General features: G+C 37.8%; 15 protein-coding genes and 1 pseudogene. 10 read left to right on the forward strand and 6 right to left on the reverse strand.

The genetic code is table 11. The annotated features are described in order from the left end of the window. Complete coding sequence (locus KO521_RS18370; protein ID WP_215941358.1) at positions 1–3,324, reverse strand: VCBS repeat-containing protein; 3,324 nt, start codon at positions 3,322–3,324, stop codon at positions 1–3. Between the two features lie 171 nt (positions 3,325–3,495). Here KO521_RS18370 and KO521_RS18375 point away from each other — a divergent pair, with 171 nt between their 5' ends. Next, entirely contained in the window at positions 3,496–5,148 is a 1,653-nt protein-coding gene (locus tag KO521_RS18375) for a solute:sodium symporter family transporter (RefSeq protein ID WP_215941359.1), read from the forward strand. A 75-nt stretch (positions 5,149–5,223) separates the two neighbouring features. Here KO521_RS18375 and KO521_RS20515 read toward each other — a convergent pair whose 3' ends face one another. The 4 genes and pseudogenes from KO521_RS20515 to KO521_RS18390 all read right to left on the reverse strand — a co-directional run bounded on the left by KO521_RS20515 (position 5,224) and on the right by KO521_RS18390 (position 10,338). Continuing rightward, a complete protein-coding gene (locus KO521_RS20515; protein ID WP_252730106.1) occupies positions 5,224–5,361 on the reverse strand; it encodes a hypothetical protein in 138 nt (45 codons plus the stop codon). A gap of 48 nt (positions 5,362–5,409) precedes the next feature. Beyond that, positions 5,410–5,508: pseudogene (locus KO521_RS20655) on the reverse strand (hypothetical protein); the annotation flags it as partial. Positions 5,509–5,642: 134 nt separating this feature from the next. After that, entirely contained in the window at positions 5,643–7,217 is a 1,575-nt protein-coding gene (locus KO521_RS18385; protein WP_215941360.1) for a RagB/SusD family nutrient uptake outer membrane protein, read from the reverse strand. A gap of 10 nt (positions 7,218–7,227) precedes the next feature. Beyond that, on the reverse strand, positions 7,228–10,338 hold the full coding sequence (locus tag KO521_RS18390) for a SusC/RagA family TonB-linked outer membrane protein (protein WP_215941361.1): 3,111 nt from the start codon (positions 10,336–10,338) through the stop codon (positions 7,228–7,230). A gap of 344 nt (positions 10,339–10,682) precedes the next feature. Between KO521_RS18390 and KO521_RS18395 the strand changes: the two genes are divergently transcribed. The 7 genes from KO521_RS18395 (at position 10,683) to KO521_RS18425 (ending at position 19,156) form a co-directional block, all read left to right on the forward strand. Further along, positions 10,683–11,714 carry a LacI family DNA-binding transcriptional regulator gene (locus KO521_RS18395; RefSeq protein WP_215941362.1) on the forward strand — a complete coding sequence of 344 codons (1,032 nt, stop codon included), beginning with the start codon at positions 10,683–10,685 and terminating at the stop codon, positions 11,712–11,714. A gap of 82 nt (positions 11,715–11,796) precedes the next feature. Further along, on the forward strand, positions 11,797–12,453 hold the full coding sequence (gene pgmB / locus KO521_RS18400; RefSeq protein ID WP_215941363.1) for a beta-phosphoglucomutase: 657 nt from the start codon (positions 11,797–11,799) through the stop codon (positions 12,451–12,453). A 41-nt stretch (positions 12,454–12,494) separates the two neighbouring features. Next, the gene (locus KO521_RS18405) at positions 12,495–14,798 is read left to right on the forward strand and encodes a glycoside hydrolase family 65 protein (protein ID WP_215941364.1); all 2,304 of its coding nucleotides are present in this window, start codon (positions 12,495–12,497) and stop codon (positions 14,796–14,798) included. A 3-nt stretch (positions 14,799–14,801) separates the two neighbouring features. Next, positions 14,802–16,577 carry an alpha-amylase family protein gene (locus KO521_RS18410; RefSeq protein WP_215941365.1) on the forward strand — a complete coding sequence of 592 codons (1,776 nt, stop codon included), beginning with the start codon at positions 14,802–14,804 and terminating at the stop codon, positions 16,575–16,577. 6 nt (positions 16,578–16,583) lie between these two features. Further along, complete coding sequence (locus KO521_RS18415; protein WP_252730107.1) at positions 16,584–17,333, forward strand: glycerophosphodiester phosphodiesterase; 750 nt, start codon at positions 16,584–16,586, stop codon at positions 17,331–17,333. Further along, entirely contained in the window at positions 17,333–18,616 is a 1,284-nt protein-coding gene (locus tag KO521_RS18420) for an NAD(P)/FAD-dependent oxidoreductase (RefSeq protein WP_215941366.1), read from the forward strand. Before KO521_RS18415 ends, KO521_RS18420 begins: the two co-directional genes overlap by 1 nt. Further along, complete coding sequence (locus tag KO521_RS18425) at positions 18,617–19,156, forward strand: DUF1697 domain-containing protein (RefSeq protein ID WP_215941367.1); 540 nt, start codon at positions 18,617–18,619, stop codon at positions 19,154–19,156. Positions 19,157–19,163: 7 nt separating this feature from the next. On the opposite strand, the gene KO521_RS18430 is transcribed toward KO521_RS18425, so the two are convergent. Beyond that, the gene (locus tag KO521_RS18430) at positions 19,164–19,637 is read right to left on the reverse strand and encodes a TspO/MBR family protein (RefSeq protein ID WP_215941368.1); all 474 of its coding nucleotides are present in this window, start codon (positions 19,635–19,637) and stop codon (positions 19,164–19,166) included. A gap of 92 nt (positions 19,638–19,729) precedes the next feature. Here KO521_RS18430 and KO521_RS18435 point away from each other — a divergent pair, with 92 nt between their 5' ends. Both KO521_RS18435 and KO521_RS18440 read left to right on the forward strand, forming a co-directional pair. Next, positions 19,730–20,818, forward strand: a complete 1,089-nt coding sequence (locus KO521_RS18435; RefSeq protein WP_215941369.1) for a diphosphomevalonate/mevalonate 3,5-bisphosphate decarboxylase family protein — start codon at positions 19,730–19,732, stop codon at positions 20,816–20,818. Positions 20,819–21,098: 280 nt separating this feature from the next. Continuing rightward, positions 21,099–22,037, forward strand: a complete 939-nt coding sequence (locus KO521_RS18440; RefSeq protein WP_215941370.1) for a mevalonate kinase family protein — start codon at positions 21,099–21,101, stop codon at positions 22,035–22,037. Positions 22,038–22,039 lie beyond the last annotated feature (2 nt).

The raw sequence follows: 22,039 nt of genomic DNA on the forward strand, positions 1-22,039 counted from the left end.
CTATTTATAGCTTTTTTTTGATAGGAAAACCGGAATATCATTGTTTCTGCCAATGATATAGAACTCCTTGTTTTTTACTTTGATTTTAGCAGCTTTTCTTGCAGCCCCTTCAATATTAAAATTCTGATTATCAAGCCACTCAAAACCTCCTTTTTGGTTGTTTCGTAAAATGATGCCGTGTAAGGCATCCATTCTACCTAGTTGTGTGCTTATTTCAGTTGTGTTACCAATAATAAGTAGGTCTTTAAAACCATCATTATCAAAGTCGTCTATTGCAATATCATGAATTGTAGAAGCTTGTGCAATAGTTGGAAGTGCTTTTAATATAAAATTACCAACTCCATCGTTTTCGTAAAATAAACTTTGTAATTCATAGACTTGTTTTTGTTCTGATTTTACCAACTTTTCTTCTGAAAATAAATCAGAGACTGAGGCTTTGGCAAAATCTTTATAGGATAAGAATTGTTTGTTCAAATAAGGTAGTTGTTTAACGAGTTCATCTTTAGATGCAAAAGTAGTTTCTGTTTGTTGTTGATAATGGGTTACGATTGGGTCTACGGTTCCGTTTTGGTCAAAATCTGCGCTATACAGGGTTATGGGTTCGGATTTAGATGCGCTAAACTTACTGTTTAGTCCCCAATTTCCCGTAACAAAATCAATATCGCCATCATTATCAAAATCATCTGCAACTATAGTATTCCACCAACCATTGCTTTCTTTTAAGTTTTGATGATTTTGGAGGTGCAGTAGTTTTCCGTCATTATAGAAAATAGAAATTGGCATCCAATGGCCAACTGCTATGAGGTCTTTGAATCCGTTGCCGTTCAAATCCTTCCAGATAAGGTCCTTTACTGCGCCAATATTTTGAAAAGCTTTGCCAAAGGTTTCTGATACATCGGCAAAATTTCCGGTACCATCATTTTCAAAAATATATTGTGACGGAGTGGAACCAAATTGATGTGGAATCTGGTCGGAAGTGATTGTAATATCTGTATCTCCATCATTATCAAAATCTACAGAACTTACATTTGAGGCATTTACATAAAGCTCGTTGAACTGGTTTTCTTCTTTTTTGAATTGGCCATTCTCATTTCGGTAAAAACGCGGTTGCAACGGTTTGCCCGATTGGAATTCATTTCCTCCACTTACGATTATTAAATCTTGGTCACCATCACCATCGGCATCAAAAAAGACCTGAGAAATATCTTCGTTAATACGATCTTCTTCAAATAGGGTAGTCTGTTCTTGTATGAAGTTACCTTGTGATTGTTGAACGAACAAGGTGGAGGCTTGCCCCTTTGCCCCACTAATGAGAACATCATCTAAACCGTCTAGGTTGACATCGGCCACCGAAATTTCAGGACCTTCATTAGTGTTCGCGAAAGGAACCAACGGACTACGGTTGAACTCAAGAGTTGGACTGTCTTTATGGTAAAACCCAAGGAAATCAGGAGCGTTGTTAAGTAGGAGAGGTGTAGATTGCTTTAACTTCCGATCAAAGCTTTCATTTGCATCAGAAAAACTGAAAGTGATTTTTTGATTGGTTAAAACGTTCTGTAGCGTTTGATGTTTTCCGTTAGGCCATATGACCTTAACAGAGTCCAAAAGAGAATCTTTGCCAATACCCAAATGTATTTGGGGAGGTACAGCCGATAGGTACCCTCTGGTCACAAAATTTTCAGCACTTATTGAAGCTGTTTTTCCATAAGCGATAACCTTTGCGCCAATTCCGAAAAGATTGTTTTTACTCCCTTTAAAATCGATTTTCAGAAAGTGATTTTTCAAGTTCGAATCGCTTGTGTTTTCTAAAACATATGCTTCTTGGTCAACATTGTTAACCACAATATCCAAATCACCGTCATTGTCCAGGTCTGCATAAATACTGCCGTTGCTATAACTGGCCTGTTGATCGGACCATTCATCGGATACGTTCTTGAAGGTTAAATCTCCCTGATTTTTAAAAAAATAGTTGGGGACCTTTTTCTTTGGCATTTCCTCAATAAATGCCAAATCTTCCTTCGTCATTCCGGCTTCAATGCGTTTTTGGATATTTTCATTGGCAATGAAGTTTATGAAATCCATATCATTGGTGGCACCTTTAATTCCGTTAGAAACAAAAAGGTCCTTTAATCCATCGTTGTCATAGTCCGCTAAAAGTGAGCCCCAAGACCATTCTGTTGCTGAAATACCTGCAAGGTGTGCAATTTCGCTGAAGTTATTATTTCCAAGATTTAAGTGAAGCGTATTTTGCATGTATTGCGGGGCATAACCGTTTCGCAGATAGTTTTGGTAAGTTGGGTAAGCAAATTCCAAACCAGAAGTTTTGTAGGTCTCTAGATTTTCTGGTAGCATGTCTAGGGAGACAATATCTGTAAGTCCGTCATTATTAATATCAGCCAAATCGTTGCCCATGGAGAAGTGGGTGGTGTGACCTAGGTTTTTATCGTTTTTTGAAATAATTTCTTCAAACCTACCGTCTTTCTGATTGATGTAGAGATAGTCATTTTCAAAGAAATCATTTCCTACGTAAATATCAGGATAACCGTCATTGTTAACATCGCTTACACCAAGACCTAGACCATAGCCAATTTCACCTTGAAAAATATTGGCTTCTGCGGATACATCAGTAAATTTTCCGTTTTCATTTTTGTACAAACGGTCTCCGGATAGGGAGTCTACTTTTTTTCTTTTGCTTCCTTTGCCATAGGTGCGATTTGGGTGAACGGAGTGGTTGAGCAAAAACATATCAAGGTCGCCGTCCAAATCATAATCAAAGAAAGAAGCTTGGGTAGAAAAGCCTGAAAAATCAAGACCATACTTTTTTGCTTCCTCTTTAAAAATAGGAGTTCCATTAGCGTTATTACCTTGATTTATGTAGAGTAAATTAGAGCCTTTTAAATGCTTATAATTACTGACCTTGCTAATGTAAATATCTAAAAGCCCGTCATTATTGATATCTGCGTGGGTTACTCCTGTGGTCCACCCGTTGGAATTGTCAATACCCGCTTTTTGGCTTATTTCACTGAATTTGAAGTCGCCTTTATTTAGGTAAAAATGGTCTGCACCTTCGTTTGCCGTAAAATAGAGGTCTGTAAGTCCGTCATTATTAAAATCTGCTGCAGCTACTCCAGCTCCATTGTAATAATAAAGGTAATTGAGGATGTTAAGTTCCGGTGTGTTTTTGAGTGAATTAGTAAAGGATATGCCTGTATGTGAGGCGTCAGTTATTTTAAACAGGGTAGGGGTTTCTTGCTTTTCTTCTGAGCAGGAAATTATTAAAAAGGACAGTGCCCAAACCCAAATAAAACCCAATACTTTTTTCATGGTCAAAATCATTTGCAAGATAATCAAAGCTCGTAGGTCTAGGAAATTACAGGGCTGTGAAATTTCATCTTATTTCACCATCAAATGTGATATCCTATATATTGTCAGTTAATCATTAACTTTTTCATAAATAATCCAATATATTTAGCGAAAATATCAAACCAATACATAATGATAGGAATTTTGTCTTTTGTGGGTTTCACTGCGTTGGTGGCCATCATATCATACTTTGCAACACGTACTACAGATGAGAGCTCTTCAGATGGTTATTTTTTAGGGGGAAGAAGTCTTACTGCCGGCGTTATTGCAGGGTCTTTGTTGTTAACCAATCTCTCAACCGAACAAATAGTTGGCCTGAACGGGCAATCTTATACAGAAGGTATTGTGGTTATGGCCTGGGAGACCTTAGCGGCCATAGCAATGGTTATAACCGCGATTTTTTTATTGCCGAGATATTTAAAGGGAGGTATTACTACCGTGCCCCAATTTCTAAAAGATAGATACGATGTTACTACTAAAACCTTAACATCCGTCTTGTTTTTGACAGGTTATGTGGTGGTATTGTTACCTACTATACTTTATTCTGGGGCGCTGGCAATCAGTACCATGTTCGATCTGCCAACCATGTTAGGAGTTTCTGACGGTACGGCTCTGAATCTTAGTATTTGGGGTATTGGTATCATTGGTTCTATCTATGCGGTATTTGGCGGATTAAAAGCTGTAGCGGTTTCCGATACAATAAATGCGGTAGGATTATTAATAGGAGGTCTGTTGATTCCTGTTTTTGGACTAATTGCTATTGGTGACGGAAGTGTTTTTGACGGTTTGGATGTTCTTTATCAGGCGAATCCGGATAAATTTGATTCTACAGGCGAAATTACCAATAGTGTACCATTTTCTACATTATTTACCGGTATGATGCTTATCAACTTATTTTATTGGGGAACCAACCAGCAAATTATTCAAAGGGCGTTGGGAGCAAAGAATTTGGCCGAAGGTCAAAAAGGCTTGTTATTAGCTTCTTTTATAAAAATACTAGGTCCGTTAATTGTAGTACTTCCCGGTATTATTGCTTTTCATTATTTCCAAGGTGGTCTAGATATGCCCGATCAAGCATATCCTGCTCTGGTAAACGCCGTCCTACCTAAATACTTAGTGGGCTTTTTTGTAGCGGTTCTTTTTGGAGCTATTTTGAGTTCGTTCAATAGTGTGTTAAATAGTTCGGTAACACTATTTGGACTTGATGTTTATAAACAGCACATTAACCCTGAAGCCAATGAACAAACGGTTGTAAAATATGGAAAGATTTTTGGGATTGTTTTGGCGGTAGGTGCTATGCTTATTGCGCCGTTAATCTCTAACGCAGGTAGCCTCTTTGCTTATCTGCAGGAGTTGAACGGTATTTATACCATTCCTATTTTTACAATAATCGTGGTAGGGTACCTTACCAAACGAGTTCCGGCCATTGCGGCCAAAATAGGAATTATCGCAGGCGTAGTGCTATACTGTTTTAGTCAGTTTTATTTACAGCCTATGTTTGTTGATGGTGCTTTGGAGGAAGCGGCTACTTCAGGTATAACCGATCCTGATACATTGGCCTTGATAAAGGCGGAAGCTTATCCTCATTTTATACATGTCATGGCCATATTGTTCGTGCTGAATGCGGCTATCATGCTTGTCATTGGAAAAATAAGGCCGAATGAAAAACCATTTGAGCTGGAATATACCAACCAAGTTTCTATTGAGCCTTACAAATATGTAAAGCAAGTAGGTATAGCAATCTGCTTTATAGTAGTGGCGCTTTATGTGTATTTTGCGAAGTAAAAAATAAGCTATATAATATAAAGCCTTGTACAGATTACTACTGTGCAAGGCTTTTTCTTTTTTTGAAATATATGATTACCTTTTTTTATTGGCTAGGAGGGGAGGCGGTTCACTTGGAAACGGGTTCCATTGGCTATTGTTCTTGGCTTCCATTACAGCAGCACTAATAACGGAGCGATCTTTGTGCCGTTCACGCATCTTGTCTATGGACAAACTCAAGCAGATTTGCTTTTCATCAACTTCAAATAGATTATTTTGATGTTCTCCTTCCACTAAGTGGCTAAACCGAACACCAATCAACCGAACCAGAAGATGTCTATTATATAGTTTTTCGAACAGACTTAATACAACTGGGAGAATACTACTGTCTAATGGATTTTATGTTTGTTTTAAAACAGAAGTAAGCTAACGTGCTTGTTTTTGGTATGTTAATTACAAAAAAAAATGCCCAGACCTAATTAGGTCTGGGCATTTTAAACACTTAATTTAAAATTTTAGTACCCTGGGTTTTGAACTAGGTTAGGGTTTGAAAGAAGTGCAGTTTCTGGTATAGGATACAAATTGGTGTTCTCATCTCCAGTAACTTCTTTAAGACTCCAAGGGGATGTAAATTGTCCAAATCTAACTAGGTCATTTCTTCTCCAGTATTCAATAAACAACTCTCTTCCTCTTTCAGCAAGGAGTTCTTGCTCATCTACTGAGGTTAAATCAGGAGTATCGGTTCTTTTTTGTCTTAGTTCGTTTACAATATCCGTAACATCTTGACCCATACGCATCATAGCTTCTGCTCTCATTAAGTGAGCATCCGCATAACGGAACATAATTTGATGCCTTCTGAACGAATTGTTTTGGTTTTCGTCATCAGTAGGGTCAAACGGGTGATATTTAATAACACGGACTCCCTCTACTTCGGTATTACCAACCAACGCAGGAATTTCTTTGGTGAAACTTAAAGGAGCACCTTGACGGTTTGTTAATGGAGTACCATCTTCATTGTACTGCTGACCAATTAAGAAACCATAGCCTATTCCTAAGTTATCATTATTGGCAGTAGTGGCATCCGGAACAAAACCTCTTCGCTCTTCTTGGCCATCGCCAACATAATTGGTGTTAGGAGCACCTTCAAAACTATTGTAAAAGTCAGATAACGTTGTGAATCCATTCCATCCACCACCTTCATTGTCAGGAGAATTTTGATTGTAGTGAAGGGTATTCCAAATTCTTGCTCCAACCTCACTGTTTAGGTGCCAAATAGTTTCGGTATCATCCGTTGGTTCAAAAATCTGAAAATATCCTTCTTGAATGGCAAATCCTTTGGCCTCAATAGCATCCACGGCATCTATTACTTTTTGCATATCGGCAGTGTCGAAAGTATCGGTGCCCTTGTAAACAGATGCATTTAAATACAGTTTTGCTAATAAAAAATTAGCAGCCTCTTGTGTTGCTTTACCAGTGTTATCAACACCGGGCGCTACAGATGGTAGGCTTGGAAAAGCGTCAAGTATATCTGATTCTATAAAATCAAAAGCTTCCGTTCTGGTCATTACCATTGGATTAACGTCTGGGCCTTCGTCTACACCTCTAAAAGGAACCGAACCAAAAAGGTCTACAACAAAAAACATATTAAATGCACGAAGAAATTTTGCCTCGGCAGTTACTGCAGCAGAAGGATTACTTTCAATAATTTCTGTTGCTCTAAAAATGTTCTGGTTTAAATTGTTCCAGGAGTTTAGTATATATAAATGAGATGAAGTCCAAGTATGTGTGTGCAATTGTCTCCAGATACCATTATCACCCCAGTCGGTTCCTCTAGTAGGAACTAATAGTTCGTCTGTGGAAACTTCAGAAAGTGCATACATATTTTCTTGACCTTGAAAGTCCCCTCCAACTTTATTGTAAAGGTCGCTAAGGGAGGATTCAGGGTCACTTAAACCTGTGAAGCCAGTAGATCCAGAATCTTCACTTATCAAGGAGTCTGTCTCTTCTATTTCAAGATCGGTACAGGAGACCATCAATGCTGTCGTAAAGACCGATAATAATATCGGGGTTATTTTTATATTTAGTTTCATATCTGTTTTTTTAAAAAGTTACGTTGATTCCAACAGTCAAAGTTCTTGGTCTAGGAAAAGAACTGTAGTCAATACCGGCTATTGGTAAACCGTTTAGAAGGTCATCTCCTGCAGGGCTGACGCTAACTTCAGGGTCAAGGCCACTATAATCGGTAATCACGAACAAATTCTGAGCGTTTAAACTTAATCGCATAGTATCAAAACAACCTTCTCCTGAAAGCGGAACGTTGTAACCAATGGAAGCATTTTGAAGTCTAACAAAATCACCTTTTTCTAAGAATCTAGTTGAAACTGATGCTTCTGCGAAACGTCCTTCTTCACCAGCAAGTCCAACTACATCTTGGGTTACATTGTTACCACTACCAATTGCTCCAGCTGTAAAGAATGCATTAGCAGTATTGTTATAAATATAGTTCCCAAATTGACCATTGAAGTACAATGATGCATCCCAGTTTCTATAATTTAGACTTGTTGAAAAACCACCTGTGAAATCTGGAAGAGCACTTTTTCCGACAAATTTTTGGTTATCGTTACCGCCTTCGTGAACAGGGTTGCCGTTTTCGTCAAATCCAACGAATTCACGCAAATAAAATGAAAATAAAGGTTGACCTGAAGCAAGACGTTGAGAGAAGGCATTTGAAAGACCTGCACCACGTATGGTTCCAGCTGCAATTTCACCATCAAAATCTTGGATTTCATTCTTGTTATAAGCGACATTGAATCCGGCAGACCAGTTAAAATCTTCGGTTTGAACAAAATCATAGTTCAATGCAAATTCTACTCCTTGGTTAAGAACTAAAGCATCTAAGTTTTGAAAGAAAGTGGGCTGCGGAGATGGTTGTGCAGCTTGAATATTTAAAAGCAAATCTTTGGTCTCTTTACGATAAAAATCAATGCTACCGTTCAATCTATCATTGGCAAATCCAAAATCAAGACCTACACCATATTGTGTAGTTTCTTCCCATTTTAAATCTGGGTTTGCAAATTCAACAGTTGTGATTCCTGGTATGTTGATATCTCCACCATCGTTTATACTGCCATCTGAGAATCTTTCTCTTCTTACAAATCGTCCGTAGCCAAGTCCATCTTGGTTACCTGTAATACCGTAGTTAAGTCTAAGTTTTAAAGTAGATACTGCCTCGCCAATAAAATCTTCTTCGTTAATTTTCCAGGCAAAAGCTCCAGAAGGGAAAATACCATATTGGTTGTTATCCCCAAACTTGGAAGATCCATCCGCTCTTACAGTAGCAGTAAATAAATATTTGCCCGCTATAGTATAGTTAACTCTTGCAAAATAAGATTGTAGTTCATCTGTATTGTCAAATGTATCGGCAAAAATTGAATTAACTGGAATTGAAGCTTCGCCTAAGAAATCAGTTTGAGTATTAGGAAAAAGTCTGTTTACGAAAAGTCCTTCGCTAATATTTCCTGCATAACCATATTGTTGGTACGATCCAGAGATTTTAGATTCTAAAATATCAGAAGCATCAGACAAATCTTGCGCCATTGAATTTAAGTCTGGAGATGAATATCCCCATCCTTCTATATTTCTACCTCTTACATTAAAATCTTGATAAGAAAAACCACCTAGCACATCTAAAGATGAGTTCTCAAACTCTTTCTTATAGTTCAATGTAAGTTCAAAAAGTCTATTTTCATTAGTCAAGTCATTTAAAGCACCACGACCATTTCCAGCAGCTCCTCTAGATACATTGAATGAATTAGAGCTTAATGAAGCTTCTCTTGTAGATTCGGCTTTATCATAACCTACAGTAGCTTTAGCGGTCAATTCATCAGTTATGTTGTACGAAGCAGAAAAGTTTACTAAGAAACGGTTAGTGTTGTTTAAACTCTGCCAATTTTCTAATAAGTTTAAAGGATTGATTCTATCCCCTGGGTTAAAATTGGCGCTTGCAGGCCAAGTAGGGTTAGATGAATATGCTGAACCCAAAAGGTCACCTGTAGAACCAGCGCTACCACTTAGTGGTGGAGCTTCATCGTTAACACGTGAAATTGTACCTTGTAAATCAAGTTTTAGCTTATCGTCTAAAAATCTCTGAGAAACATTTAATCGACCAGTAATTCGTTCTTGAGATGATTTTTTGATAACACCAAACTGCTTTCCGTAATTGAAAGTGGCTCTTACGTTACCAGACCCATAATTTCTTGAATATGCTAAGTTGTTATTGGTAGATGCGGAATTTCTGGTAACTAAATCTTGCCAATCCGTATCGTTGCCAAAATCAGCAGCCGATCCTCCAAAAGCATCAACGGCAGATAGAAATTGGCTTCTATTTAAAAGGTCGTATTCTTTAGCCGGTTCTGAAAAACTCAAATCAGAAGAGAACTCCCATGTTCCACCTTCAGCACCACCTTTTCCACTTTTAGTAGTAATGATTACCACTCCGTTAGCTCCACGTGAACCATAAATGGCCGTAGCAGAAGCATCTTTAAGAACACTCATGCTTTCAATATCGTTAGGGTTTAAGAAACTTAAAGGGTTTCTTGCCGAGCTAGAACCTACGCCAATATTGGTTCCTTCCGATGAGGTGTCCCCAGAAGGTAATGGAACGCCATCAACAACAAATAAAGGGTTGTTGTTTGATCTTACGGAAGAGGTTCCTCGAATACGAATTGAAACTCCAGACCCAGGCTCTCCACTTCCTTGAGAAATTTGTACCCCAGCGGTTTTACCTTGTATTAATTGTTCAGGAGAAGAAATCACCCCTTTGTTAAAGTCTTCGGAGGTCACAGAAGCAACAGAACCTGTAGCATCTTTTACCGTCGTAGAGCCATAACCTATTATTACAACCTCGTCCAAAGCTTGGGCATCTTCTTGCAAAGTTACGTTAATTGTTGATTGGCCGTTAACGGGTACTTCTTGAGAAGCAAATCCTATGTAGCTAAATACCAGGGTTGAGCCTTCAGGTACGTCGCTTAACGCATAGTTCCCATCAAAATCTGTTTGTGCTCCTGTGGTCGAGCCTTTAATTACAACACTAGCTCCCGGTAAAGGGCCACTTGCATCGGAAACAGTTCCCGAAACATCTTGTGCCTGTGCTATGCCAAAGCCTAAAAAAGCCGCAACCATAACCAGGTTTCTGAGTAGCATAATCTTCATAAATGAATTGTTTTAAGTTGAGTTTAATTATAAAATAAAGTTAAATGTATGGAAAAACACAGTTAATCAGATGAAAATGGCATGGGCCATATCTACGAAAACGGTTTCGTGTTAATAACTTTCCTAAAATTCGATACTAATAATAATAACGTCGAATAAATAGCAAATTAGTAATAAGAAGGGTTGAAAATGGGGAAACGGTATGTAATCCCAAATATACAGATTTCATTTTAATTCAAAAATGATTGAATTTACGAGATGATTTGTTAAGATTGTTAAAAAATGTGGAACGTTATCGTTTGCCCAAATTAAAGTTTAATTTCACTACCCAAAAGTTATAAGATTTGAAGCGAAAGATTACTCTAAAACAAATTGCAAGAGAATTAGAAGTGTCTATCTCAACGGTTTCAAAATCGTTAAAAGATAGTGATGAGATTAGTGCAGACACCAAAAAGAAAGTACAGGCCTTTGCAAAATTGTACAATTACAGGCCTAATAATATTGCCCTTAGCCTTAAGAATAGGAAAACCAAGAATATTGGCGTTGTTATTCCGGATATAGTACATCATTTTTTCACCACTGTCTTTAGAGGAATTGAAAAATATGCAAATGAGCGTGGTTATAATGTAGTGGTATGTGTCTCTGACGAATCCTATGAAAAGGAAGTGTTTAATATGGAACTTCTGGCAAATGGTAGTATTGACGGTTTTATCATGTCGGTATCTGCCCAAACACAGCAAAAGAATGACTTTAGCCATCTAAAAGAAGTGGTTGAACAAGGCTTTCCATTGGTTCTTTTTGATCGTGTTATCGATGAGATCGAATGTGATAAAGTTATAATGAATGACGAGCAGATTGCGTACGAAGCAACTGCTAAAATGCTGGCAGAGGGAAAGAAAAAAATAGCGCTAGTAACGACTGAAAGCTATTTTAATGTAAGTGAGAAAAGAGCGGATGGTTACAGAAGAGCGCTTAAGGATTTTGGTATTAAGGTTGATGAAAACCTAACTCTGGTTCTACCATTTAAGGGTGTAGAAGAATCGTATATTGATGCTTTTGTTGAAAATGAAGTGTTTGATGCTGCATTATGTGTCAATGAAATTTTTGCGGTTTTGTTAATGGCAATAGTGCAGAAGAAGGGCTTGAGGATTCCTGAGGATGTTTCAGTCATTGGCTTTACGGACGGACTTTTGTCTCGCTATTCTACACCTTCATTAACTACGGTTGCACAACATGGTGAGAGTATGGGCGAAATTGCAGCCGAAATGTTGATTGAAAAACTGGAAAATGAAATTGGCTTTCATGAAGAGGAAGTTTATAGAACACAAATTGTTGAAGCAACTTTAATAGAAAGAGGTTCTACCATTAACAAATAGATCGTATGAATACCGTTTTGGTGATGTTGATAGATTCAACCCGTAATAAGTAACCAATTTATAAATAACAAGTTCAAATCCCATGAGTATATCAGCATTTATATTTGATTTAGATGGTGTAATAGTAGACACCGCAAAGTATCATTACCTAGCTTGGAAAAAACTGGCTAATGAGCTTGGTTTTGAGTTTACAAAAGACCAGAACGAGCTATTTAAAGGGGTAAGTCGTAAAAGATGTTTGGAAATTCTTCTTGATATAGGAGGTGTTACGGCAACCCAAGAACAGTTTGACAAATGGATGATCGAAAAGAATGAGGACTATTTGGAATATATAGAAAAGATGGACGCCTCCGAAATTCTTCCTGATGTACATAAGGTTCTAGATTTTTTAAAGGAAAGAAATATACCAATAGCACTGGGCTCAGCTAGTAAGAACGCTAGACCTATTTTAAAAAAAGTTAACCTTTTGACTTATTTTGATGCCATTGTAGACGGTAATGACGTGACCAAAGCAAAGCCAGACCCAGAGGTTTTTTTGATTGCTGCAGGAAAACTTGCAACAGCGCCGGAGAAGTGTCTTGTTTTTGAAGATGCTGTAGCGGGAATACAAGCAGCGAACAATGCTAAAATGTTGAGCATAGGAATAGGACATCCAGATATTCTTTCAGAAGCCAAATACAACTTTAACGATTTTACCGAAATAAGTATAGATTTTCTAAATGACTTAATTTCTGAGTAAGTTGGTTTTGAAAATTTTTTTCACCCTAAATTTTAAATGAAATGCAAGAATATATAAAAGCAGACCCTTGGTCAATATTAGAAGAGGGTTTTGATAGAGAACTAGTTAAGTCCTCCGAAAGTATTTTTAGTATTGGTAATGGTGCCATGGGGCAACGGGCCAATTTTGAGGAGAACTATACCGGAGACACTTTTCAAGGAAGTTATATTGCCGGAGTCTATTATCCAGATAAAACTCGTGTAGGTTGGTGGAAAAACGGATATCCCGAGTATTTTGCAAAGGTATTGAACGCACCTAATTGGATTGGTATTGAGGTGTATATTGACGGTGAGGCCTTAGATTTGAACACCTGTAAAAAAGTAGAGGATTATAGGCGTGAATTAAACATGAAAGAAGGCTGGTACAGACGTAGTTTTACTGCTGTTCTTCCTAATGAAGCAAAGGTTTCGGTAAAAGCTACTCGTTTTTTATCGCTTGATTTAGATGAAGTAGGTGCCATAAATTATGAAATTACACCTAAAAGTGGAGATGTTGAAATTAAGTTCATTCCATATCTGGATAGTGGTATTACAAATGAAGATTCTAACTGGGATGACAAATTCTGGAACACAACCTCTCTTTCTTCACAAAGTAACCAGGCTTTCATTGAGGCACATACGATGAAAACCAATTTTGAAACCTGCACTTTTATGGAAAGCAGATTGTTTCTTAATGGCAAACATATAAATCAGAAACCAACAGAACAGGTTGAAGAATTTCGTGTGTCGCATGAATATGTTCAGAAGGTTCAGAAAGGAGAGACCGTTGCGCTTCATAAGTTCGGGGGATATGTAGTTTCACGGGATCATAGAGCACTGGCGCTAATTGCAGCCTCTAGAAAAGCTTTGGATAAAGCTTTTGATTTAGGGTTTGAAGCACTGCTGGATAAGCAGAGACAGGCATGGGCCAAAATTTGGGAGATGAGCGATATCACTATTCAGGGTGATGTGAAAGCGCAGCAGGGTATTCGGTTTAATATATTTCAATTGAATCAGACCTATTTAGGAAGAGATTCCCATTTAAACATCGGTCCTAAAGGTTTTACAGGAGAAAAATACGGCGGAAGCACCTACTGGGACACGGAAGCCTATTGTATTCCCTTTTATATGGCTACCAAAGATCAGAATGTAGCGCGTAGTTTATTAAAATATAGATACAATCATCTTGAGAAAGCAATCGAGAATGCGCAGAAATTAGGTTTCTCCAATGGAGCGGCACTGTATCCTATGGTGACCATGAACGGAGAGGAATGTCATAACGAATGGGAAATTACTTTTGAAGAGATACACCGTAATGGAGCAATAGCTTTTGCCATTTACAACTACTACCGTTTTACGGGCGACTATTCCTATATACCAGAAATGGGACTTGAAGTGCTTATTGGTATTGCACGTTTCTGGCATCAAAGAGCTAACTTTTCGACCCTAAAGGACAAGTATGTTATCTTAGGTGTAACCGGGCCTAATGAGTATGAGAACAATGTTAATAATAACTGGTATACAAACTATTTGGCCAAATGGTGTATAGATTTTACCATAGAACAGTTGCAGAAAGTACAAGATGGCTACAATGAGGATTATCGCCGCATCATCGGAAAAACAAAACTAACGGATGCCGAAATTTCTCAATGGGGAAAGGTAGCTGGTAACCTGTATTTTCCTTTTTCAGAAGAAAAAGGAGTCTTTTTGCAACAAGATGGCTTTTTAGATAAGCAGTTGGTTACCGTTAGCGAACTTCCAAAAACACAAAGACCTATCAATCAAAAATGGAGCTGGGACCGTATTTTACGTTCCCCATATATAAAACAGGCAGATGTACTTCAAGGATTTTATTTCTTTGAAGATCACTTCTCCGTAGAAGAATTAGAGAAACACTTTGATTTTTATGAGCCTTTTACGGTGCATGAATCTTCCTTGTCTCCTTGTGTGCATAGTATACAAGCGGCAAAACTTAATCGTATGCAACAGGCATATACATTCTACCTTAGAACTTCAAGATTGGATTTAGATGATTATAATAGGGAAGTTGAAGAAGGTTTGCACATAACCTCTATGGCAGGTACTTGGATGAGTATTGTTGAAGGTTTTGGCGGAATGAGAGTTGCAGATGATAAACTTTCTTTTGAACCAAAAATACCGGAGCAGTGGGAAGCTTATTCGTTTAAAATTAATTTTAGGGAACGTATTCTAAAGGTAACCGTTAAGAAGGATTCCACGGAATTTTTGTTGAACGGTCAAGAAGATATGTCTATTCGTTTAAAAGGGGAGCGAATTGTTTTGGAACCCAACAAAACAAAAGTCATCTAAAACATGGGACAAAATAAAAAAGTAGTATACCATGTGTTTACACGGTTGTTCGGGAATACCAACACAACTAATAAACCATGGGGTACTATAGAGGAAAACGGAGTGGGCAAATTTGCGGATTTTTCTACTAAAGCTTTGAAGGAAATAAAAAACTTGGGTGTTACTCATATATGGTATACCGGCGTGCCTCATCACGCTGTAATAAACGATTACACGGCATACGGTATTTCTAATGACGATCCAGATGTTGTAAAGGGTAGGGCAGGTTCGCCCTACGCTGTAAAGGACTATTATAATGTAAATCCTGATTTGGCCAAAAATCCGGAAAACAGGCTAAAAGAATTTCAAAACTTAATTAGGCGCACGCATAAAGAAGGACTTAAAGTTATAATTGATATTGTTCCCAATCATGTAGCGCGCAAATATGAGGGCTCATCTACTCCCACCGGAAAAGAACCTTTTGGAGCCTCTGATGAAACATCGGTAGAGTACCATCGTGATAATAATTTCTATTACATACCTAATACAGCTTTTCAAGTGCCCGAATGGCGTGATGGCTATTTGCCGTTGGGAGGGGAGAATCATGAAGGGGTAGACCATCGGTTTTCTGAAAATCCGGCAAAGTGGACAGGTAATGGCTCGCGTTTAGCGAAACCGGATTTCAACGATTGGTACGAAACTGTAAAAATAAATTACGGAGTTCGTCCAGATGGCCATTATGATTTTGATGTGCTTCCGGATGATTTTGGAGGAAAAGACCATAGGGCACATTTTGACTTTTGGAACGAACGGTCTGTGCCAGATTCTTGGATGAAGTTTAAGGATATAGCGCTCTATTGGATAGAAATGGGTGTGGATGGCTTCCGTTACGATATGGCCGAAATGGTTCCGGTAGAGTTCTGGAGTTATATGAACTCAAACATCAAAATGAAAAATCCCGACGCCTTTTTAATGGCAGAGGTGTACAACCCGCATGAGTACCGTAATTATATTTTTAGGGGGAAAATGGACTATCTCTACGATAAGGTAGAGATGTACGATTCTTTAAAAAGCATTATGCAAGGCAATGGATGGACGGACCACATACCTGTAATTAAAAATGGCACGCAAGATATAGAGCATCATTTATTACATTTCTTGGAAAACCATGATGAGCAGCGCATTGCTTCTCCTGAATTTGCCGGTGATGCCAAAAAAGGAAAACCTGCAATGGTAGTTTCGGCAACGATGACAACTGCACCGCTCATGATTTATTTTGGTCAGGAAGTGGGTGAGCCTGCTGCGGAAAATGCTGGTTTTGGTAGCTCTACAAGAACATCGATTTTTGATTATATTGGTGTTCCGCACCATCAACGTTGGGTAAATAATAAAAAGTTCGATGGTGGTCAGCTTTCTGAAGATGAAGCGGATTTACGTGATTTTTATCAACGTTTATTGACCTTTACAGTAGGTAGTAGTGCTTTAATGGGTGCTTATCAGGACATTCACTTTTACAATAAGGACCACACAGAATATTATAATCACCACGTGCTATCCTTTGTGCGTTGGTCAGCTAATGAGCGATTAATCGTTATCTCTAATTTTGATGCGAACGATTGGTTTGGTTTTGAGCTAAAGCTTCCTGAAAATATTGTTAGAGAGTGGCAGTTGTCAGATGGTGAACATACCATTACCGATGTGCTTTATGGGGTTGAGAAAATTTTGAAAGTCGAGAATGGCTTTGCTCAGGTTCGCATAGACATCAACCCGCTAGAATCTTTTATTTTCGTTGTAAAATAGTTTATCATGAATAAGTTGTCTATTCTGGCTATATTTTGTGTTGTAGTCTTATCAAGTTGTATGGAAAACGAGAAACCACTGGTTATTGGTCACCGAGGTGCTATGGGGCATGAAACAGAAAACACCATCGCCTCAATTAAGAAGGCTATGGAGATGGGTGTTGATATGTTAGAAATAGACGTTTTCAAAATAAAAAGTGGCGAAATCGTTGTTTTTCATGATGACACTGTAGAACGATTAACGAACGGTAAAGGTGAAATAGAAAAATATACACTCTCTGAATTAAAGGCATTGACCGTAGAAGGAGGACATAAAATACCAACACTACAAGAAGTATTGGATGCCATGGGAGGAAAGACACAACTCAATATAGAGTTGAAAGGAAAAAATACGGCAACTGATGTAAATAGAATGATAGAAGCAGAAGTGAACACCGGAAAATGGAAGCTCAACGATTTTATTATTTCTAGTTTTGAGTGGGATGAATTGCGAGATATGCGCAAGATAAACCCTAATGTTAGAATTGCTATTTTGCTTGAAGGAAATCCACTTAATGCGTTTGATATCGGGGAACAATTAAATGCAGAAGCTATTAACCCCAGCTTTAAGGAGCTTAGTGCAGAAACTAGTGTAAAAATAAAAGAAGCGGGTTTCAAAATTTTTCCTTGGACGGTAAATGAGCCTCAAGATATTCTACAAATGAAACGCTTTGGCGTAGACGGTATCATTACCAATTATCCTGAACGCGTAAATTAATGTTTGATGTTATAGTTATAGGTGGCGGTGCAGCCGGGTTTTATACCGCAATTCATATCGCAGAGGCAAAACCGCATCTTAAAATCGCGATTCTTGAACGTGGCAAAGATGTGCTGGGTAAAGTAAAGGTTTCCGGTGGAGGGCGATGTAATGTAACCCATGCCGAATTTGACCCCAGAGAACTCACAAAAAATTATCCAAGAGGAGAAAAAGAACTTCTAGGCCCATTCCATACCTATTGTAGTGGAGATACAGTCGGGTTTTTTGAGGAAAGAGGCATTACTCTAAAAATAGAATCGGACGGGCGTATGTTTCCAGAGTCTGATTCTTCACAAACTATTATAGATTGCTTTTTGGGTGAAGCAGACCGTTTAGGAATAAAGATTCTAAAGCATAGTGCCGTAACGGAAATTGAGTCTATTTCATTGGAAGCAAATAAAGAAGGATGGAAGATAACAACAATCAAACATGTGTACGAGTGCGAGAAAGTGGTTGTGGCTACCGGAAGCAGTCCTAAAATTTGGAAGCTTTTGGAAAAGTTGGGCCATTCTATGGTTTCTGCCGTACCCTCTCTTTTTACTTTTAATTGTAAAGACGAGCGAATTTCAGGTATTCCAGGAGTGAGTACTGTGGCACAAGTAGAAGTGTTTGAAAAGCAAGTGTATCAATCAAAAGTAACCACGAAGTTAAAAAGTGTGAATTCAAAATCGGCCCTATTAACTTCTGACGGTCCTTTGCTTGTAACCCATTGGGGCTTAAGCGGTCCGGCAATTTTAAAACTTTCTGCATGGGGTGCGCGTTTACTGAGTGATATGAATTACCGATTTAAAATTCGAGTTAATTGGTTACCCGAGTATAGTTTTGAAGGTCTAATGGGACTCTTTTCCGAAATAAAAGAAATAGAGGCCAAAAAAACGGTCTTACGAACCAAAGCTGTGGAAGTACCACGTAGACTATGGATAAATTTGGTTAAGGCATCCACTATTTCTGAAACCCATAAATGGGCTGAAGTCACTAAAGTTCAATTAGAAAAATTGGCCCGCCAACTAACGGAATGTGAGCTCAAGATTGATGGAAAAAGTACTTTTAAAGAAGAATTCGTAACCGCAGGAGGTATAGATTTAAAGGAAATTAATTTTAAGACCTACGAAAGTAAAAAATTGCCTGGTATGTACTTTGCCGGAGAAGTTATTGATGTAGATGCCATTACAGGAGGTTTCAATTTTCAAAATGCATGGACGGGCGGTTATATTGTTGCTCAAGCCATTGCCAATAGCTTCTAAATGAAAATCTATATCGCACTTTTAAGAGGAATCAACGTTAGTGGACAAAAGAAAGTTCCAATGGGGGAATTGCGGTCTATATTAACGAGTGTGGGTTTTGATAATGTCAATACGTATATACAAAGTGGTAATGTAGTTTTTGAAAGTAAAGAAAACAATACAGCCTTTTTAGAAGCTTTAATCTCAGATAAAATCAAAGTTGCCTTTGGTTTTGAAGTACCTGTTTTGGTTAAAAATAGAACCGAATTTAAAAGTATATTCAAAAGTAATCCGTTTGCAAATGTAGAAGCTATTGTTCGGAAACAAGTGTATTTTGTGTTGCTGAAAAATACACCGGAAAAAGAACTTGTCAAGCTTTTGAGTACGGAAGTCTATACTAATGAGGATTTTAAAATCACTGCCAATTGTGTCTACTTACACTGTAAAACCGGCTACGGAAAAGCAAAACTAAATAATAATCTAGTGGAAAGAAAACTTAAAGTAGAAGCTACTGCACGTAATTATGCCACTATGGTGAAATTACTTGAAATGTCCGCATAATACCTATTTAGTTAAGTTCCCAAAGTTTATAGTTCAATATAGTGGCAAAGCAAACCCATAATAAATAAGGAACAAGTAACCAGGCAGCGGTGGTACTCACTACCTTAAATCTTTTAATGGTAATGGATAGAACAATGAGTAAAGTTAAAATTACCAAGAGCGCCCAAAAAGGTTCTTTCAACCCAAAGAAAACAATACTCCACGCCGCATTAAGAAGCAACTGAAATCCAAAATGGTAGAGAGCGGTCTGTACCCAAAGGTGATAAAATCCTCTTGCCCAAACGATTCCTGCAGCAACACCCATCATAATGTAAAGAACGGTCCAAACTGGAGCAAACAACCAATTGGGAGGGTTAAAGCTTGGTTTGTTCAGGGTAGTGAACCAGTCATTTACAGAGCTTTGCGTGGCAAAACTAGATATGAAACCAATGACCAGGCAAATACTTACAGCATATGTAATATATAGGGCTTTTTTTTTCAAAGTAATTGGCGTTTACCCCTAAAATAGTGATTTATTCTATTGACTGCCATCACAATCTTGGTAAAAACTATCTTTGTACAAAATATTTCTCGATGACCGAAAAAGAATTTATTCCTTCCCCATATACTAAAACAGTTTCCACCGGAAAAACGAGGTTTAAGTCGCCTAGTAATATAGCTTTGGTAAAATATTGGGGAAAGAAAGAAAATCAGATTCCTGCAAACCCCTCAATTAGTTTTACATTAAGTGAATGCGCAACGGTTACTACACTTTCCTATACCAAATTGAATAACCCTGGGAGCATGTTTTCTTTTAACATCTCTTTAGATGGCAAAAGGGAAGAAGGTTTCAAGCCGAAAATAAAAACTTTCTTTGAGCGTATTTATCGGTATCTTCCGTTCTTGAAGGAATATCATTTTGAAATTGAGACTTCAAATTCTTTTCCGCATAGTAGTGGTATTGCTTCTTCGGCATCAGGAATGAGTGCATTGGCGTTGTGTCTTATGGATATTGAACGCAATTTATATCCTAAAATGACATTAGAATATTTTAATGAAAAAGCGTCTTTTTTAGCACGCTTAGGGTCCGGTAGTGCAGCCCGTAGTATTAAAGGTAGTTTAGTACAATGGGGCAATCATGCGAGTATTAAAGGTAGTTCTGATTTATTTGGAATAGAATATCCAAACAAGGTACATCCTGTTTTTCAAAACTATTGTGATACCATCCTTTTGGTAGATAAAGGGCAAAAGCAGGTCAGTAGTACGGTAGGGCATGATCTTATGCACGGGCATCCGTTTGCAGAAAAACGTTTTTCTCAAGCCCATGAAAATCTATCCAAACTAGAACCTATTTTCGCTTCAGGGAATCTTCAGGATTTTATAGGTATTGTAGAAAGTGAGGCTCTAACGCTGCACGCTATGATGATGACCAGTATGCCCTATTTTATTTTGATGAAACCTAATACGTTAGAGATTATAAACAAAATATGGACCTTCAGAGAGGCTACAAAATCTCACGTATGCTTCACGCTAGATGCAGGAGCAAATGTTCATGTACTATATCCTAATGATGAAAAAGCAGAGGTAGAACGGTTTATTGAAGATGAATTGGCTGCTTTCTGTCAGAATGGTCAATTTATACACGACCATGTAGGAAACGGTGCACAAAAAATAAATGACTAACTTCATAATTTAAGCCAATATAGGCCGTTAGTTCTTCAACAAGAATATGCCGTTTTCATTCATATTGCTCGAAGAAACGTATATACGGTATGTCTTAAAAATTAGCGGATAACTATTTGAAGTACTGATAAGTAAGATTGTGGACAGATATCCGACTTATAATTACAAGCTTATGGGTTTTAATAGATAAAATTATAGCTTTAAACGTGTTGTGGGGCAGAAATATAGAATCATCAAAGGTATATTTCGTATTTTAGCGCCATATCTAATCAACTAGATAATGAAAGGACCATTATTTTATTCAAAAATACTTCTCTTTGGGGAATATGGAATTATTAAAGACTCTAAAGGACTTTCTATTCCATATAACTTTTTCAAAGGAGCTTTAAAAACAGATGCAAATCCGTCTGAAACAGCTAAACAATCCAACAATAGTCTACGTGAGTATGTGGGGTATTTGGAAATGGTAAATAAAAATAGTCCTGACCTGGTCTCTTTTGATTTTGCCGCTTTAAATGCAGATGTTGAAGGAGGTATGTATTTTGATAGTTCTATTCCTCAAGGCTATGGTGTAGGGAGTAGCGGTGCATTGGTTGCAGCCATCTATGACAAATACGCGCAAGATAAAATTACGGTTCTAGAGAATCTTACCAGGGAGAAATTATTAAAGCTGAAAGCTATTTTCGGTAAAATGGAATCTTTCTTCCATGGCAAGTCATCCGGTCTTGATCCTTTAAACAGTTATTTAAGTATTCCTATTCTTATCAATTCTCAAGATAATATTGAATCTACAAGTATACCTACCCAAAACCCAGAAGGTAAAGGAGCGGTATTTTTGTTAGATAGTGGTTCTACCGGCGAAACAGCCCCAATGGTTCAGATTTTCATGGAGAAAATGAAGCAAGAAGGGTTCCGTAATATGCTAAAAGATCAGTTTATTAAGCATACGGATGCATGTGTGGAGGATTTTGTAAGCGGAAACGTAAAATCGCTTTTTGGTAACTTAAAGCAGTTGTCGCACGTGGTGCTAGATAATTTTAAGCCTATGATACCGGTAAAATTCCATGACTTATGGAAAAAAGGTATTGAGACCAATGATTACTATCTGAAACTTTGCGGTTCCGGCGGTGGCGGCTATATACTAGGTTTTGCTGAAGATTTGGATAAAGCTAAAAAAGCATTGAAAGGCTACAATTTGGAAGTGGTTTACAACTTCTAAAA

The organism is Zobellia uliginosa (assembly GCF_018860745.1).
GTDB classification, from domain to species: Bacteria; Bacteroidota; Bacteroidia; order Flavobacteriales; family Flavobacteriaceae; genus Zobellia; species Zobellia uliginosa_B.